Genomic DNA, 16,237 nt, shown 5'->3' with positions numbered 1-16,237 from the left:
ACAGTCGGCCGTCAGGCCGTCCGTATCGGCTATTACTCGAGTTCCACCGCACCCGTGTAAAGCTGGTAATACTCTCCTCGCTGCGCGATGAGCTCATCGTGCGAGCCGCGTTCGATGATGTTGCCGTGGTCGAGCACCATGATCACGTCGGAGTTGCGTACGGTGGACAGACGGTGTGCGATGACGAACACGGTACGGCCCTTCATGAGCGCATCCATGCCGGCCTGCACGACCTCCTCGGTGCGGGTGTCGATCGACGAGGTCGCCTCGTCGAGGATCAGGGCCGGCGGGTCGGCGACCGCGGCGCGCGCGATCGAGATGAGCTGGCGCTGGCCCTGCGACAGGCCCGAACCGTCGCCTTCGAGCACGGTCTGGTAGCCCTGCGGCAGCATGCGGATGAAGCCGTCCGCGTTCACGAGCTTCGCGGATTCGATGCATTCCTCGTCGGTGGCGTCGAGCCGGCCGTAGCGGATGTTGTCCATCACGGTGCCGGTGAACAGGTTCACGTCCTGCAACACGATGCCGAGCGAACGACGCAGATCGGGCTTCTTGATGCCGGCGACCGAAATGCCGTCGTAGAGGATCTGGCCTTCCTGGATGTCGTAGAACCGGTTGATGAGGTTGGTCACCGTGGTCTTGCCCGCGCCGGTCGCGCCGACGAGCGCGACCTTCTGGCCGGGCTTGGCGAACCAGGTGATGTCGTGCAAGACCGGCTTGTCGGGGTTGTAGCCGAAGGTCACGTTGGTGAAGCGCACGTCGCCCCTGAGCAGCGTGTAGCGGCCGTCCGGCGAGGTGATGGCCTGTTCCTTGGCCTTGACGGCGACTTCGCGGGCGGAACCGCGCAGCTTTTCGGCAGCCTTGAGCGAACGGGTACCGTCGTCGCCCTCCTCGCGCTTCCACGCCCAGTGGCCGGTCTCATGATCGACCTCGCGCATAGTGCGGCCGTCCTCGCCCAGCTCGACGTTCACGAGCGTCACGGTGCCGTTGTCGGCCTCGACCGGCTCGTCCATGAGCGCGAAGATGCGGGAGGCGCCGGCGAGCGCCATCATCACCATGTTGAGCTGCATGGAGACCTGGCCGAGCGGGTTGATGAACGAGCGCGACAGGGTGAGCAGGGAGATGAGGGTGCCGAGCGTGAGCGTGCCGAAGCCCGACAGGCCGACGTTGCCGACCCCGCCGAGGGCCATCGCGCCGCCGACGATGGCGAGCAGGATGTAGAGCATGTAGCCCATGTTGCCGACGATCGGCATGGTGACGTTGCCCCACGTGTTCGCCTCGGCGGCCGCCTCGAACAGTTCCTCGTTCTTCTCGTCAAAGGTCTTCTGCGTGGCGTCCTCGTGGTTGAAGACCTTGATGACCTTCTGTCCGTTGACGGATTCCTCGACGAACGCGTTCACGTCGCCGAGCCACTGCTGCTGCTTAACAAAGTAGCGGCCGGCGCGGGAGACGACCTTGCGGATGATGAAGAAGAGCAGCACGGTGAACAGCAGCACGAACACGGTGATCGGGATGGACAGCCACAGCATGGAGATGATGGCGGCGATCGCGGAGATCATCGAGGCGAACATCTGCGGGAACGACTGGCTGATGGCCTGGCGCAGCGTGTCGGTGTCGTTCGTGTAGCGGCTCATGATGTCGCCGTGCTCGTTGGTGTCGAAGTAGCGGATCGGCAGGTACTGCTGGTGGGCGAACATGTCGTCGCGGATCTTCTTGAGCGTGCCCTGTTCGACGGTGACGATGAGCCACTGCCACAGCCAGCTCGCCACGATGCCGACGACATACAGGCATCCCATGAGCGTCACGGCCCTCAGCAGCGGCCCCCAGTCGGGGTTCTCGGCTCCCACCATCGGCAGGATATATGTGTCGATGAGCGACTGGAGGAACAGCGCCGAGCCGGCCTGTGCGGCCGCGCCGACGAGGATGCAGATCACGATGGCGACCACACGCCACCGGTATGCCATGATGTATCCGAAGATGCGCTTGGTGGTGCCGGGGGCCGGTTTGCCCATGCCCGGCTTGCGATTGTTGAAGTTCTGCTTCTTATCGCTCATCGTGCCTCTCCTTCCTGTGCGGCTTCGCGCACCGCGGCGGCTTCGCGGGCGGCCTCCGCGTCAAGCGCGGCCTGGCCTTCGGCGGTGTTCTTGGTCTGGGATTCGTAGATGGACCGGTATTCGTCGCAGGTCTTGAGCAGTTCGTCGTGCGTGCCGCGGGCCATGATGCGGCCGTTGTCCATGACGAGGATCATGTCGGATTCCTGCACGGAGGCGACGCGTTGGGCGATGATGATCTTGGTCGTGTCCGGGATCTCGTTGTGGAACGCGGCGCGGATCAGCTTGTCGGTCTTGGTGTCGACGGCAGAGGTCGAGTCGTCGAGGATCAGGATCTTCGGCTTCTTGAGCAGCGCTCGCGCGATGCACAGGCGCTGGCGCTGGCCGCCGGAGACGTTGGTGCCGCCCTGTTCGATGTACGTGTCGTACTTGTCGGGGAATTCCTGGATGAAGCCGTCGGCCTGCGCGAGCTGGCAGGCGTGGCGGATCTCCTCGTCGGTGGCGTCCGGGTTGCCCCAACGCAGGTTTTCGGCGATGGTGCCGGAGAACAGCACGTTCTTCTGCAATACCATCGCGACCTGGTCGCGCAGGACCTCGAGATCGTAGTCGCGCACGTCCACGCCGCCGACCTTGAGCGAGCCGGCGCTCACGTCGTACAGTCTCGGGATCAGCTGCACGAGCGACGACTTGGACGAGCCGGTGCCGCCGACGATGCCGACGGTCATGCCGGAGCGGATGCCGAGGTCGATGTCGTCGAGCACCGGCTTTTCGGAGGTGCCGGAGTAGCGGAACGTGACGTGGTCGAAGCTGATCGAGCCGTCGGCCACGGTCGTGATCGGCTTGGACGGGTTCGTCACGGTGCTTTCCTCCTGCAGCACCTGGCAGATGCGTTCGGCGGACGCCTGGGAGATGATGATCATGACGAAGATCATCGACAGCATCATCATGGCCATGAGGATCTGCATCGCGTAGGTCACCAGCGCGGTCAGGTCGCCGGTGGTCAGACCGAGTGCGGCGTTGTTGCCGGAGGCGACGATCTGCTGCGCGCCCATCCACGAGATGAGGATCATCGACGCGTAGATGCAGAACATCATGATCGGGCTGTTGAAGCTCATGATGCGCTCGGCCTTGGTGAAGTCCTTGAAGATGCGCTGCGAGATGCGGTCGAACTTGGAAATCTCATGGGATTCGCGGTTGTAGGACTTGACGACGCGGATGCCCTGCAGGTTCTCGTCGACGACGTTGTTCAACGCGTCGTACGTGTGGAACACGCGCTCGAACACCGGGTGCACGAGCACGGCAAGGCCGCACAGGCCCAGGCCGAGGATCGGCACGCAGGCAAGGAACACCAGCGAGATCGACGGCGAGATGCGGAACGAGAAGATCCATGCGACGACGACCATGATCGGGGCGCGCACGCCCATGCGGATCATCATGCCGTAGGCGTTCTGCAGGTTGGTCACATCAGTGGTCAGGCGGGTGATGATCGAGCCGGTGGAGAACCGGTCGATGTTGGTGAAGCTGAACGCCTGCACCTTCTCGAACTGGTCGCGTCGCAGGTTCTTCGCGAAGCCGGCGGCGGCGATGGCCGCGAACTTGCCGGCGAGGAATCCGCAGGACAGCGAGACGAGCGAGCAGACGAGCAGGATCAGGCCGAACTTGACGATGGCGGGCATGCTGCCGCCGGTGATGCCCTGATCGATGAGCGAGGCCATGACCGTGGGGATCACGATTTCCAGAATGCTTTCGATGAACACGAACAGCGGCGCGAGCAGGCTCTCCTTCTTATACTCGCGCATCGATCCGGCCAGTGTGCGGATGATGTGCTTCGGCCGGTCCGGTTCGACGGCCTTGCGCGACCGTTCGATGGCCGCTTCGGTTGCGGCTGCGTTATCGCTCATTTGCTTTCCTCCTTCATATCGTCGTCGTTTTCGGGTTCCTCGTCCGGCGCAAGCGCCGCATGCGCACGGGAATCCGCATGTTGTTCAAACTCGTGTTGCGCCTCGTTGATGTTCTGCCGCATGCGGCGGATGCATTGGCGCAGTGTCTCCCGCTCCAAGGGACTCAGCCCTTCGACCAGCAGTCGTTCCGTCCGTTCGGCGTTCGCCTTCAGATCGGCGACGATGTCATCGGCCTTGGCGGTGAGCACGATGCGTTTGAGCCGTGCGTCATGCGGTACCGGTTCGCGTATGATGAGCCCCTTCTTCTCCATCAGGGCAAGTACGCGAGACGCGGTGGAACGGGTGATGCAGAATTTCTGCTCGATGGTGTGCTGGTAGATGTCCTTGTCGCGATTACGGGCGAGGAACACGATGATATGCGCGTTACCCCCGGTCGCCACACGCGCCGATTCCGGCATGCTTTCGCCCAGATAGCGATCCACTGCCTTGCTCAGCGAACGCATTTCGATGCTGAGGACATGCTGATCCATATTCCTCCCATCATGATGTTGTACCTGCAACAGTCCCATATGAAACTGTTGTATATGCAACATCAAAGACTAATGCGCCCCTCATACAACAGTTGCACATACAACAATCGGCGTGTCGCACGTCACTGCAACACACGCGAGAGCGGGAAACACCCCGACACGGACGACGGCGAGCACCCGATCGTCCCCGAACACCTGCGGATCGGCCACCCCGTGCCCGCACGCATTGCCGCATGCGGGCACGCGCCCCTATCCGAATCTCGCCGCAGCGGGCGTCACGAGACGATGAACGAGATCGACTTGAGATCCTCGCGGCGAGACGAATGGCCGATGAGCAGTTCGAACTCGCCGGGTTCGACGATGCGGCGCGCGTCCGGGTCGACGATCGCGCAGTCGGCGACGGGGATGTCGAACGTGACGGTCGCGCTTTCGCCGGGCTCCAGGGTCACGCGGCGGAACGCCTTGAGCTCGCGGTCGGTCCAGCTGTAGGAGGTGACGACGTCGCTGACGTACGCCTGCACGACTTCGGTGCCGGTCCGGTCGCCGATGTTCGTCAGCGTGATCGAGGCATGCACGGTGTCGTCTACCGCGAATGTGCCGTCGCCGTGCGAAGCACCGCCGGTGATCGCCGGATCGCCGTACTCGAAGGTCGAATAACCGAGCCCCTCGCCGAACGCGAACGCCGGATCCTGCGTGAGGTCGGCGTACCGGTCGCCGTGCTGGCCGCGGATCTGGTTGTAGTAGACCGGTAGCTGGCCGGCGTGACGCGGGAACGTGATCGGCAGACGTCCGGACGGGTTGATCCGGCCAAAAATGATTTCGGCGATGGCACGCCCGCCCTCCATGCCCGGGCTGGGCGCCCACAGGATCGAACCGACGCCGGCTGCCGGATCGTTGCAGCGCTTGGCGAACACGTCGTTCGCACCGACAATGCTCGCGGGCAGGATCTGCGGCTTGGAGCTGATGAGCACGGTGACCATCGGCTTGCCGGTTTCACGGGAGACGGCCGCGAGCGCGTCGAGCAGTGCGTTCTGCCCGCCGAGCAGATCGAGCGTGGCGGTCGAACAGCTTTCGCCGATCAGCTGCACCACGTCGCCGACCACGGCGACGATCACGTCGGATTGACGCGCATTGTCCACGGCTTCGTCGATCAGATCCTGGTCGACGGCCGCATTGACGGCGACCTTCGGCCGCGGCTGGCCGTCTGGGAAGAACTTGCCGGCCGGGTCGTCGACAAGGTCGACGACGTTCGCGCCGCGCGAATACACGACATCGCAGGAATCGCCGGCGAGTTCGCGGATGCCGTCGAGCACGGTGGCGATCATGTCGCGCGGCTGGCCGTCGGGCATCCAGTTGACCTGGCCGGAGCTGCCGGCCCAGTCGCCGAGCTGCGTCTGCGCATCGTCGGCGAGCGGACCGACGACGGCGATGCGGCGCACCGCGTCGGCAGCGAACGGCAGCGTACCGTCGTTGCGCAGCAATACGACGGATTCCCGGGCGATTTCCAGATTGAGACGCTGATGTTCGTCCGACCCGATGACGGATGCGATGCGAGCCTTGTCGGGCAGGCGCGGGTCCTCGAACAGGCCGAGGCGGAACTTGACCGAGAGGATGCGGCTCACGGCGGCGTCGATGAGTGATTCGTCGAGCAGGCCAGTGCGCACGGCCTCGATCGCGCCCTCGTAGAACTGCGGCGTGGTCATGATAAGGTCGTTGCCGGCCCTGACCGCGTCGGCGGCGGCACGCACATAGTCTGGCTTGATCCTCTGCTCCCATACGGAACGGCCGACGTTGTCCCAGTCGGTGATGAGCATGCCACGGTAGTCCCATGCCCCACGCAGCTTGTCGGTGAGCAGCCACTTGTTGAACGTGACCGGCACACCATCGATCGACTCGTAGCCGAGCATGAACGTGCCGCAGCCTTCCTTCGCGACGCGCTCGAACGGCGGCAGGAACCAGGACTCGAGCTTGCGGTGGCTCAGATCGGCCTCGGACGCGTCACGCCCGCCCTGCGTCTCGGAGTAACCGGCGAAATGCTTGGCGCAGGCGAGGATCGCATCCTTGGGCAGCGGTTCGCCGGCCTTGGCGCCGCCCTGATAGCCGCGCACGATCGCGGACGCCAGTTCGCCGATCAGATACGGATCCTCGCCGAACGTCTCCCCCACGCGTCCCCAGCGGGTATCGCGAGCGATGCACAGCACCGGGGAGAACGTCCAATGTACGCCGGTGCAGGAGACCTCCTCGGCAGTGGCGCGGCCCACGGCCTCGATCTTGTCGGCGTCCCAGCTGGCGGCCATGCCGAGCTGTTCGGGGAAGATGCTCGCGCCCGGCCAGAACGAGTATCCGTGGATGCAGTCGTCGCCGATGACCAGCGGAATGCCCAGGCGCGTCTTCGTGTTCACCAGTTCGACCGCGCGGGGCAGGCCCTCCGGGCTGGTGTGCAGAATCGAACCGACGTGCTTGTTGACGATCAGGTCCTCGAGGTCGGCGCTGCGGGCGTCGAGCTGCATCATCTGGCCGACCTTTTCCTCCAGCGTCATGCGGGAGAGCAGGTCAGCGACGCGTTCGTCATCCGTCAGGCTCGGATCGCGATATGGCAAGGTTGATGCGGTTATGGCCATGGCGTTTTCTCTTTCTTCGGTGAAATCAAACGACAATTTATAGTTACCAATTGGTAGTTTAATATGAAGGTGCGCACGACACGCACATGCGCACAGGTAATTCGCATGAAAACGCCGTATGGCCAGACATCGAAATCAGCTCACGCCATGGCTAAACCAACCGTCAGCAATACCCTTTCCACACCTCTGCCGGGAACAGCAGCGGCTCGAGATCGGCCCACTCCTCGTTGAGATCGATAGCCGGCTCGCGCAGCCATCGCAGCTGCACGCCGTCCATCGTCTCCATCGCGCGCCGGACGACCGGGCGCATATGCTCGTCCCATGAGCCGATCCGCGGCGGAATACGCCAGTCGAACGCGGAATAGTATTCCCACATCCCATCCGCACGCCCCGCGAACTCGGCGTGCAACGGATGATCGGGGTTGAACGATTCGACCTGCAGCACGGAGAACAGCTGCACCAGCATGCGTCGGCCGGAGTTGTACCGCACCAGGAACCGCAGGTAGGCGGGGAACCGCAGATCGTCGGGCGCACTGCCCGGCAGGCCCGACTCCATGAATTCCTCGACGTTGCCGGTGGCGTTGTAGTTGTCGCGGTACACCATCGCCAGCAGGTTGTCCTTGCTGCCGATGTACCGCAGCACGCCCTGCTTGGTCACGCCGACCTCGTCGGCCACGTCCTGCAGGGAGATGCCATTGTACCCGCGTTCGGAGATCAGCCGTACGGCCGCGTCGAGGATTTCACGCCGCCGCTCATCGGGCGATTTGCGCACACGCCGGCCCTCATGCACCGCGGCGTTCACCGTACACCGTCCCTGATCATGCGGTTGATCCGCCCCTCGAGCTGCGCGGCCTTGGCCATCGCCTCGGCGACGTCAAGCGGCCGATTCTCGTCGTAGTACTCGAGGTACGGCACGATGGAGCGCCGGAACGTCGCCGCATCGCAGATGGTCATCTGGTTCTCGTCGCCGTCGAACTGCGCCTTCCATTGCAGCCACGAACCGTCGGTGAACGGCATCACCGTGTCCGTGCGCTCCTCCACGAGGGCGAACGTCTTCGGCACGCGAATCATCTCGCTGTCGGTCAACTGGCCGGATTCGATCATCTCCTGCGCCCGCAGCGTGTCGCACGTGTACCAGTACCGCAGTTCACCGGTATCGGGATTCTGGTCGGTGACGAGTTTCGGCGCCAGCAGTCCCCGACGCTCGATCGACAGACTGTCGGCCGCCGACCATTCCAGTTCGTTCGCGATCGGATCGTAGACGCGGGAGCGGTACGGGTCACCCTCCCATGAATTGTCGTACCGGCTTTCCTGCAGATACATGAGTTCGTCGTCCAGCCAGCTGAAATACATGACGCGCATCCGCCAATGGCACAGTTCCAGGCCGTCCAGCCACCGCTGCACGTCGGCGAGAGTCGTGGTCTCGTCCATGTGCAGCGAGTCGTATGAGCCGGAGTGGACGCGAGACTCCTCCAGTTTGGCAAACTCGTCGTCGACCCTGTCATCATCCGCCATCCGTTCCTCCGCGGGATCCTGAACCGTGTCACGATCCGCATCGTCACGCGCCGCGTCATTGCCCCGCCGGCGGGATTCCGCGCCGATCTCGCCGAAGCCGGGCACATGCTCGATGACCACACGCCTAATATCGTCCGGCGTCGAGGCGATGCGCATGGACGGGCACACCTTAAGATGATCGAGTTTGAGGCCAAGATTGATGATGTAGTGCCGCAGGCAGTACCGCGACGTATGGTCGTCCTTGCAGTCCGGATAGCTGCAGTACGCGAGAATGTAGTGCGTGGCGAGTTCCGAGCACCAACCGTCCTCCCAATCGCACGACGACGGCTCCTCACCGTCGAAGAAATCCGGCAGATCAGGCCCGGCCGGTTCGAGATCAGACATCTGTTCGACGTGTGGGTCGACCGCCAATGTCGTCAACGTCTCCATGGTTCGCTCCTTCGGTCATCATCCGGCATGCCACGCAGCATCCGTTATCATCATTCACCGGACAATCGTCGAAAACCGGCAACGCTTCCCCGCTCAATAGACATACAACCATACAACTGTCCGATGACGCAAACCCGCGGGCGGCCTATAATACCGGGTTGAAACCCGTATGAGCATATATCGAAAACGTAAGGAAACGAGACGACGGCTATGAAGAAGAGGATCCTCGCGGCGACGGTCGCCGTGTTGTCGACGTGCGGTCTGGCGTTCGGATTGCCGGCCGGCGCGATGGCGGATGGCTTGGATGTGACGATCGACGGACAGACCGACGTGTCTGGTACGCTGCCGGACAAGATCGACGACGCCCTGCAGCAGGTGAAGGACACGAACGACAAGATCAAGCAGGATATCGACGCGGCCAAGCAGCATGCGAACGATACGAAGGATCAGATCAAGCAGGATGCCGATACGGCCAAGCAGCATGCCGAGGATGTGCATGATCAGGCTCATCAGGACGCGGACGACCTGCGGCAGGATGCGGATCAGGCGTGGCAGAACGCGCAGCAGACCCATGACGACATCAAGGATGCGGCCGACGGCGCGAAGGATCGGCTGCAGGACACGCATGACACGTTGCATCAGGATGCGCAGGACGCGCAGACGCATCTCGATCAGACGCACGAGGATCTCAAGCAGGATCACGACCAACTCAAGCAAGATCATCTCGATCTCGTGAACACGCTCCAGCAGTGGCACGACAATCTGAGCAAGGTGATCGCCGACGCGACGAAGAACGTCGGCAACGGCACGAGCGGCTCGAGCTCCGTCAACGGTTCCACCACCAATGTCTCCGGCACCACGTCCGGCAACGGCTCCAAGACCAGCGGCACGGATTCGCAGTCCAACGGATCCGCCGGCACCGCAACGACCGGCAAGTCCACCACCCAGGCGACTGCCACGAAGTCCAACAACACCAACAGTACCGGCTCCGCTTCCCATGCGACGGCTTCCAACGAGACCCAGCAGCCCGGCACGCTCGCCTCGACCGGTGCCACGACCGTGATGATTCTGGTCGCGGTCGCCATCTTGACCACGCTGGCCTACGCCGTAAAGATCTTCGCGCAGTACCAGCGCGACACACATACGCACGGCGCTCACCGGGCCTAATTTGTTCTCGGCTCCCTCGGCCGAGGGAGCTGTCGGCAAAGCCGACTGAGGGAGCGTCAGACCCATCACGTTAAGTCCGACAAAGCATTAGTTGATCTTCCAGCACACGACGGTGGGGGCGTTTCCAAACGATACGGAAACGCCCCCACCGTCGTTTATATGGCGTGCGTCGACGATCGCGCGTCGCACTCGACGAACCACGTCAGCAACGGGATGGCGTAGAACGCGTATCCTTCGAACTGGACGTATAAGTAAGCCACGAGCACGAACCAGCAGATCACCGTCTTGGTCCACATGCGGCGAGCCGTGATGCGCCACGCCAGCAATCCCATGACCAGAGCCAACCCGACCAGACCGTATTCGGTCAGGAAGCTCGTGTAGGCACTCATCGTCCAGATGCTGTCGGCCGTCATACTTCTATACCATGCGACCGGGCTGGCGGTGTTCAGATGCAGCGACCCCAGCAACCGCACGGCGTCGCGGGCCCCGGCATGGGTGGCGTCGGCGATGCTACCGGCACCGTAGCCGGTCAGGATGTACAGCGGATGCCGCAACAGTCCGCAGATCGGCCCCAGCGACTGCCAGATGCGACCGTAGAACGAACCGTCGCCGTCCATGCCGTTCGCCGCGATGCTGTTGAGACGGCTGTTCAACGCGATGCTGACCGCGCCGAGCAGCATGGTGCCGGCCAATGCCGCGATGCCGCGGTTGCGCTGGGAGCGTTGCCGCCAATGCACGCGTTCGACGATCACGACAATCAGGGCGACCAACGAATCGAGAATGATGCGCACGCCGGCCCCCATCACCACCGATCCGGCCGCGAACACGACGATCAGGTCGCGCAGACGCTTGCGATAGATGGAGTCGCGCGAACGTATCACCCACAGCAGCGGTAAAAGTACACCGAACAGGTGCATGCCAATGTAGCTGGGTTCGGCGAACAGGAACTGCGGGCGTCCGCCGCCCCAATGGGAGGTGCTGGTGATGTATTCGCGGGCCATGAGATGCGTGAAGTACGACTTCACCGAGCCGAGGTGCAGCCTGATGCCCAGCCATTGCACCACGCCCACCGCGAACGCGAACCAGTACGCCGCGATGAGCGCACGCAGCAGGCCCTGCCACGGCAACCGTTTGCAACGCAGGGCGATGTCCAGCGAGGCGAGACAGGCCAGCGCGCAGACCACCGCCATGAGACTCGTCAACGCGGGAACAGGATGGAACGCGAATGTCGCCCATCCGGGCGCCGACAGCACGACCAGCACGGCCGGCAGCAGCATCCATTCGCGGAACCGGCGGTATACGCGCGGCAGGTCGCGCCAGTTCGCGACCGCGTAGGCGAGGAACAGCCATGGCGAGATCGGCGTCCAGAACGGCGCGTACGGCCCGACCACCGTGCCGTCCACCGGCAGCATGATCACGGCCAGGTAGAGCAGCAGGTCGCTGCGGTCGGACATCGGAAACAGCCACGTCAGCGCACGCGCGTCGCGCCGCATCATCATAGGTTCAGTCACATCAGTCATCGCCCCGATGCTAACGCACCCACGTAACGAACGCACCGTTCAACGAACATCCCTCAAATTGACAACGCTTGCAAAAATGGGTTACCATTGAGTGCAAGAGTAAGCAAAGACGCTGAAGAGAGCGTTCCTCTCCACAGCACCGGAATGAACCGGAGCCACAAGCCCACCGGAACAGCAAGGTATTGCCCTCGACATAACCCAATAGTGCAAACGTTGTCGAAGAATAGCCGCCAACATACTGCAAACGCGGTGAAATCGGCAGTAAACAGCGATTTTCGTCGAACAAAACACATGGGAACGTGTGCATAGTTCAACGTCAGTTCGCGCGTTTGTGAGACCACAGAAGCAAAGGAGCAGCATGTATACCGGCTATCCATCGGATTCGGAAGGCGGCGCGCGTTCGCAAGAACCGCGCCATGCCCGCCGCAAATCCCCGTTTGCAAAGGTTGGCAAGAAAGCGGTCGCATGGCTCGCCGCCGCAGCCACGTTGCTCGGCGGCGTATCCGTCGCCACCATGTCGGCCACAGCCGACGAAGGCGTGACCGACAGCTACGCCAACACCCGCGGCAACGCCACGTTCGAGGCCGCCCGCGAGAAGTACGGCCTGACCGAATCAATGGATTCCGGCGCCATCCTGCACGCCTGGATGTGGTCGTTCAACACCATCAAGGAGAACATGGCCGCCATCGCCGAGGCCGGCTACACCTCCGTGCAGACCGAACCGATGAGCCACATCAAGGTCAACACCGCCAACGGCAAGAAGTTCACCGAGAACTGGTACTACGTCTACCAGCCCACGAACACGAAGATCGGCAACTTCGTCGTCGGCACCGAGGACGATCTCAAGGCGCTCACCGCCGAGGCGCACAAGTACGGCGTGCGCATCATCGTCGACGTGGTCGCCAACCACTTCACCTCCGACTGGAACGCCATCGACTCCGACTGGAAGGACACCAGCCTCTTCCACAAGCGCACCAACTGCTCCGGCGCGAACGGCGACAACATCAACTATTCCAACCGCTGGCAGGTCACCCAGTGCCACCTGCTCGGCCTGTGGGACATCAACACGCAGAACCAGACCGCCGCGAACAAGATGAAGGACTTCCTCGTGCAGGCCGTCTCGGACGGCGTGGATGGCTTCCGCTTCGATGCGGCCAAGCACGTCGAGCTGCCGGACGAGCTGGGCGAGCACTCGATCTACTGGGACACGATCCTGCAGAACGGCGCGCAGTACCAGTACGGCGAAGTGCTGCAGGGTGATTCCAGCCTCAACTACAAGGGCTACGCCGACCTGTTCACCAAGTACTCGTCGGACGGCGGCGGCAACACCGCGTCCAGCTACGGCCAGACCGTGCGCGCCGCGATCAAGAACGGCAACCTGAGCGCCGGCACGCTCAACAACCTGTCGAACGGCGGTGCGAAGAACGACCAGCTCGTCACGTGGGTCGAATCGCACGACAACTACGCGAACGGCGACAAGGAATCCACGTACCTCAACGACTACCAGCTGAAGATGGGCTGGGCGCTCGTCGCCTCCCGTCAGGCCGGCGCGCCGCTGTACTTCAACCGTCCGGTCGGATCCGGCGGCTCGAACCCGCAGTTCGCGGAGAAGAGCCAGCTCGGCGACGCCGGCGACGACATGTGGAAGGACAAGTCCGTCGTGGCGGTCAACCACTTCCGCAACGCGATGGACGGCGAGGCCGAGTACCTGCGCAACTGCAGCGGCCAGAACTCCTGCCTCATGGTCGAGCGTTACGTCTCCGACGGCAACCATGCCAACGACGGCGTCGTGGTCGCCAACATGGGCGGCGACACAAGCCTGGTCGGTTCGGCCACCACGCTGGACGACGGCACGTACAAGGACCAGGTCAACGGCGGCACCATCACCGTCGCGGGCGGCAAGATCACCGAAGGCACCGCCAAGGGCAACGCCGTGAGCGTCTACTACGATGCCGAAGGCAGCACCGCGAAGGTCGCCTCCGTCTCCGCCACCGCATCCAAGTCGTTCAGCACCGACTCCACCACCGTCACGCTGTACGCGAAGAACGTGAAGGACGCCAAGTACACCACCTCCGAAGGCAAGTCCGGCTCGTTCAAGGACGGCGACACCATCGAAGTCGGCGGCTCCCTGAAGATCGGCGAGAAGGTCACCGTGACCGTTACCGCCACCAACGCGGAGACCGGAGAGACGCTCAAGAACACGTACACGTACACGAAGACCGAGGTCGAAGCGCAAAATCTCGCCGCCCAGTACCAGACGAAGACGAACGCCACGAAGAAGACCATCACGGTCGACGGCGACACGAACGACTGGGACAGCTCGATGATCATCGCGCAGGGCGCCGCGAACGACGATCCGCGCGTGTACCGTCCGAACTCGATGTACGAGGTCCCGATCGATCTGTACACGCTGTACGGCACGTACGACGACGACAACCTGTACCTGATGTGGGAGATGACCAACGTGCAGGACGTGGTCGCACCCAACGACAACTACCCGCTCACGCAGGGCACGCTGTTTAACAACATGAACGTCCCGTTCTTCTTCGCGTTCGACACCGGCGACAGCTCCACGCGCATCGGCAAGAGCGCGCAGCTCAACACCGGCGGCACGCTGTGGGATTCCGGCATCACCTGGCAGAACAAGCTCAACAAGGTGCTCGCGATCTCCACGAACGGCGCGAACGGCCCGTGGATCTACGGCGGCGACAGCGACGGCCTGAACGCGAACGCGCAGTACGGCCCGGCGGCCAACGCGAAGACCGAGACCGAGAAGTCCGGCATCGTGTTCAAGTACGGCACCGGTATTCTGAGCTCGCAGGTCAACGGCATCGACGGCGCGTACGGCACCAACAACGGCCGCGTGCCCGGCGACATGAAGGCCGACGGCAAGGCGAACTGGGTCAACTTCAACGAGAAGGGCCACAACTCGTCCACGATGGACTTCCACTATGAGATGTCCATCCCGCTGAGCGAACTCGGTACCGACGCGGCGAAGATCGCGAAGAGCGGTCTCGGCGTGCAGCTGGTCGCCACGATGGGCAAGTCCGGCATGGATGCGCTCCCGTACGATCTCGCGGTCAACGACAACGCCGATCTGGACGATTCGGCCGGCTCGCAGGAGAACAACAGCTTCGAGAAGTCCGATCAGGACAACTTCACCGTGAACTTCGCACGCATCGGCGGTTCGGATTCCTCCGACGGCGGTTCCGGCGAGGACACGACCGTGAAGGTCGAGTCCGTGGCGATCTCCGGCGACGGCGTGAAGTCCGGCAAGCTGACGGCCGATCTGGCCGCCGGCAAGACCTCCGCACAGCTGACCGCTACCGTCAAGCCTGACAATGCGACCAACAAGAAGGTCACGTGGAAGTCGTCCGATACTTCGGTCGCGACCGTTGACAAGAACGGCCTCGTGACGTTCGTGAAGAAGGGCACCGCGACGATTACGGCGACCGCGGGCGGCAAGTCCGCGACCGTTGCCATGACCGTGACCGGTGAGAAGCCCGTGGCGAACAACACGACCGTGTTCTACCCGAGCACCGGTTTCGGCGCGAACTCCACCTACCTGCACTACCGTGTCGGTTCCGGCACCTGGACCACCGTTCCGGGCGTGAAGATGACCGCGGCCTGCGACGGTTGGGTCTCCTACACGATCAAGGACGTGAAGGAGCAGCAGGTCGAGTTCGTGGTGACCAACGGCTCCGGCCAGTGGGACAACAACGGCGGCCAGAACTACAAGGCGTCCGGCGCGACCATCGTGCTCAAGAACGGCCAGCTCGGCTCCGTAAGCCCGTGTGTGGCTTCTGTCGAGAAGATCACGATTTCGGGTGACGGTGTGAAGAATGGCAAGCTGTCCTTGCAGGTCGGCAAGTCGGCCATTCTGAAGGCCACCGTCACGCCCGCGTCCGCGCAGGACACGGCCCGCGTCTCCTGGTCCTCCTCTGACTCGTCCATCGCGACGGTGATGGGCACGGGCGAGGTGACCGCCAAGTCCACCGGCACCGTCACCATCACCGCCGAATCCGGCAACGTGAAGGCCACGGTCAAGCTCACCGTCACCAAGCCCGCGACCAAGCAGCCGATGACGGTGTACTACAAGCCGGCCGCATCGTGGGACGGGGCAAAGATGTACTACCGCATCGGCGACACGGTCAAATACGTCAGCCTGTCAGCCTCATGCGACGGTTGGTACACCTACAAGATCGAGGACACCGGCGGAACGAAGGTAAAGCTCGTATTCACCGACGGGCCGAACAAGCACACCGACAACAACGGCAGCACCAACGGACAATCCAACGGCTACTGGGGCAGCGGAAAGATTCTTGCAGTCACGAACGGCAAGACATCCTCGACGGCCCCTGAATGTTCAGCTCCCGCTGCCAAGCAGCCGATGACGGTGTACTACAAGCCGGCCGCATCGTGGGACGGGGCAAAGATGTACTACCGCATCGGCGACACGGTCAAATACGTCAGCCTGTCAGCCTCATGCGACGGTTGGTACACCTA

Annotated in this window: 9 protein-coding genes; 2 read left to right on the top strand and 7 right to left on the bottom strand. The window is 63.0% G+C overall.

Going from position 1 to position 16,237, the window contains the following annotated elements; genetic code table 11:
- Positions 1 to 32: 32 nt before the first annotated feature.
- The 6 genes from KIH76_RS02535 to KIH76_RS02510 form a co-directional block, all read right to left on the bottom strand.
- Complete coding sequence (locus KIH76_RS02535; protein ID WP_219069213.1) at positions 33 to 2,051, bottom strand: ABC transporter ATP-binding protein; 2,019 nt, start codon at positions 2,049 to 2,051, stop codon at positions 33 to 35.
- The gene (locus KIH76_RS02530; RefSeq protein ID WP_214373206.1) at positions 2,048 to 3,949 is read right to left on the bottom strand and encodes an ABC transporter ATP-binding protein; all 1,902 of its coding nucleotides are present in this window, start codon (positions 3,947 to 3,949) and stop codon (positions 2,048 to 2,050) included. Before KIH76_RS02530 ends, KIH76_RS02535 begins: the two co-directional genes overlap by 4 nt.
- Positions 3,946 to 4,479: a MarR family winged helix-turn-helix transcriptional regulator gene (locus tag KIH76_RS02525; protein ID WP_214373205.1), complete on the bottom strand. Its 534-nt coding sequence runs from the start codon at positions 4,477 to 4,479 to the stop codon at positions 3,946 to 3,948. Before KIH76_RS02525 ends, KIH76_RS02530 begins: the two co-directional genes overlap by 4 nt.
- A 275-nt stretch (positions 4,480 to 4,754) precedes the next feature.
- The gene (locus KIH76_RS02520; protein WP_219069211.1) at positions 4,755 to 7,100 is read right to left on the bottom strand and encodes a glycoside hydrolase family 3 N-terminal domain-containing protein; all 2,346 of its coding nucleotides are present in this window, start codon (positions 7,098 to 7,100) and stop codon (positions 4,755 to 4,757) included.
- 163 nt (positions 7,101 to 7,263) lie between these two features.
- Positions 7,264 to 7,902 carry a TetR/AcrR family transcriptional regulator gene (locus KIH76_RS02515; RefSeq protein WP_219069209.1) on the bottom strand — a complete coding sequence of 213 codons (639 nt, stop codon included), beginning with the start codon at positions 7,900 to 7,902 and terminating at the stop codon, positions 7,264 to 7,266.
- Positions 7,899 to 9,044 (bottom strand): hypothetical protein, encoded by a 1,146-nt coding sequence (locus KIH76_RS02510; RefSeq protein ID WP_219069207.1) that lies wholly within the window; start codon positions 9,042 to 9,044, stop codon positions 7,899 to 7,901. Before KIH76_RS02510 ends, KIH76_RS02515 begins: the two co-directional genes overlap by 4 nt.
- Before the next feature lie 210 nt (positions 9,045 to 9,254).
- Here KIH76_RS02510 and KIH76_RS02505 point away from each other — a divergent pair, with 210 nt between their 5' ends.
- On the top strand, positions 9,255 to 10,211 hold the full coding sequence (locus tag KIH76_RS02505; RefSeq protein WP_219069205.1) for a conjugal transfer protein: 957 nt from the start codon (positions 9,255 to 9,257) through the stop codon (positions 10,209 to 10,211).
- A 155-nt stretch (positions 10,212 to 10,366) separates the two neighbouring features.
- On the opposite strand, the gene KIH76_RS02500 is transcribed toward KIH76_RS02505, so the two are convergent.
- Positions 10,367 to 11,722, bottom strand: coding sequence for a hypothetical protein (locus KIH76_RS02500; protein WP_219069203.1), 1,356 nt, complete (start codon positions 11,720 to 11,722; stop codon positions 10,367 to 10,369).
- A gap of 367 nt (positions 11,723 to 12,089) precedes the next feature.
- Here KIH76_RS02500 and KIH76_RS02495 point away from each other — a divergent pair.
- A partial coding sequence (locus KIH76_RS02495; protein ID WP_219069201.1) for an Ig-like domain-containing protein occupies positions 12,090 to 16,237 on the top strand: 4,148 nt, incomplete at its 3' end.

The sequence above is a fragment of the Bifidobacterium simiiventris genome, assembly GCF_019331715.1.
In the GTDB taxonomy this organism is placed as follows: Bacteria; Actinomycetota; Actinomycetes; order Actinomycetales; family Bifidobacteriaceae; genus Bifidobacterium; species Bifidobacterium simiiventris.
Note: the sequence above shows the minus strand (reverse complement) of the source record. Positions and strands in the feature narration are given on the sequence as shown.

Bases quoted from the DNA above. Each gene is read 5' to 3' on its own strand.
- KIH76_RS02530 (WP_214373206.1), bottom strand. From the start codon at position 3,949: ATGAGCGATAACGCAGCCGCAACCGAAGCGGCCATCGAACGGTCGCGC.
- KIH76_RS02535 (WP_219069213.1), bottom strand. From the start codon at position 2,051: ATGAGCGATAAGAAGCAGAACTTCAACAATCGCAAGCCGGGCATGGGC.
- KIH76_RS02510 (WP_219069207.1), bottom strand. From the start codon at position 9,044: ATGGAGACGTTGACGACATTGGCGGTCGACCCACACGTCGAACAGATG.
- KIH76_RS02520 (WP_219069211.1), bottom strand. From the start codon at position 7,100: ATGGCCATAACCGCATCAACCTTGCCATATCGCGATCCGAGCCTGACG.
- KIH76_RS02525 (WP_214373205.1), bottom strand. From the start codon at position 4,479: ATGGATCAGCATGTCCTCAGCATCGAAATGCGTTCGCTGAGCAAGGCA.
- KIH76_RS02505 (WP_219069205.1), top strand. From the start codon at position 9,255: ATGAAGAAGAGGATCCTCGCGGCGACGGTCGCCGTGTTGTCGACGTGC.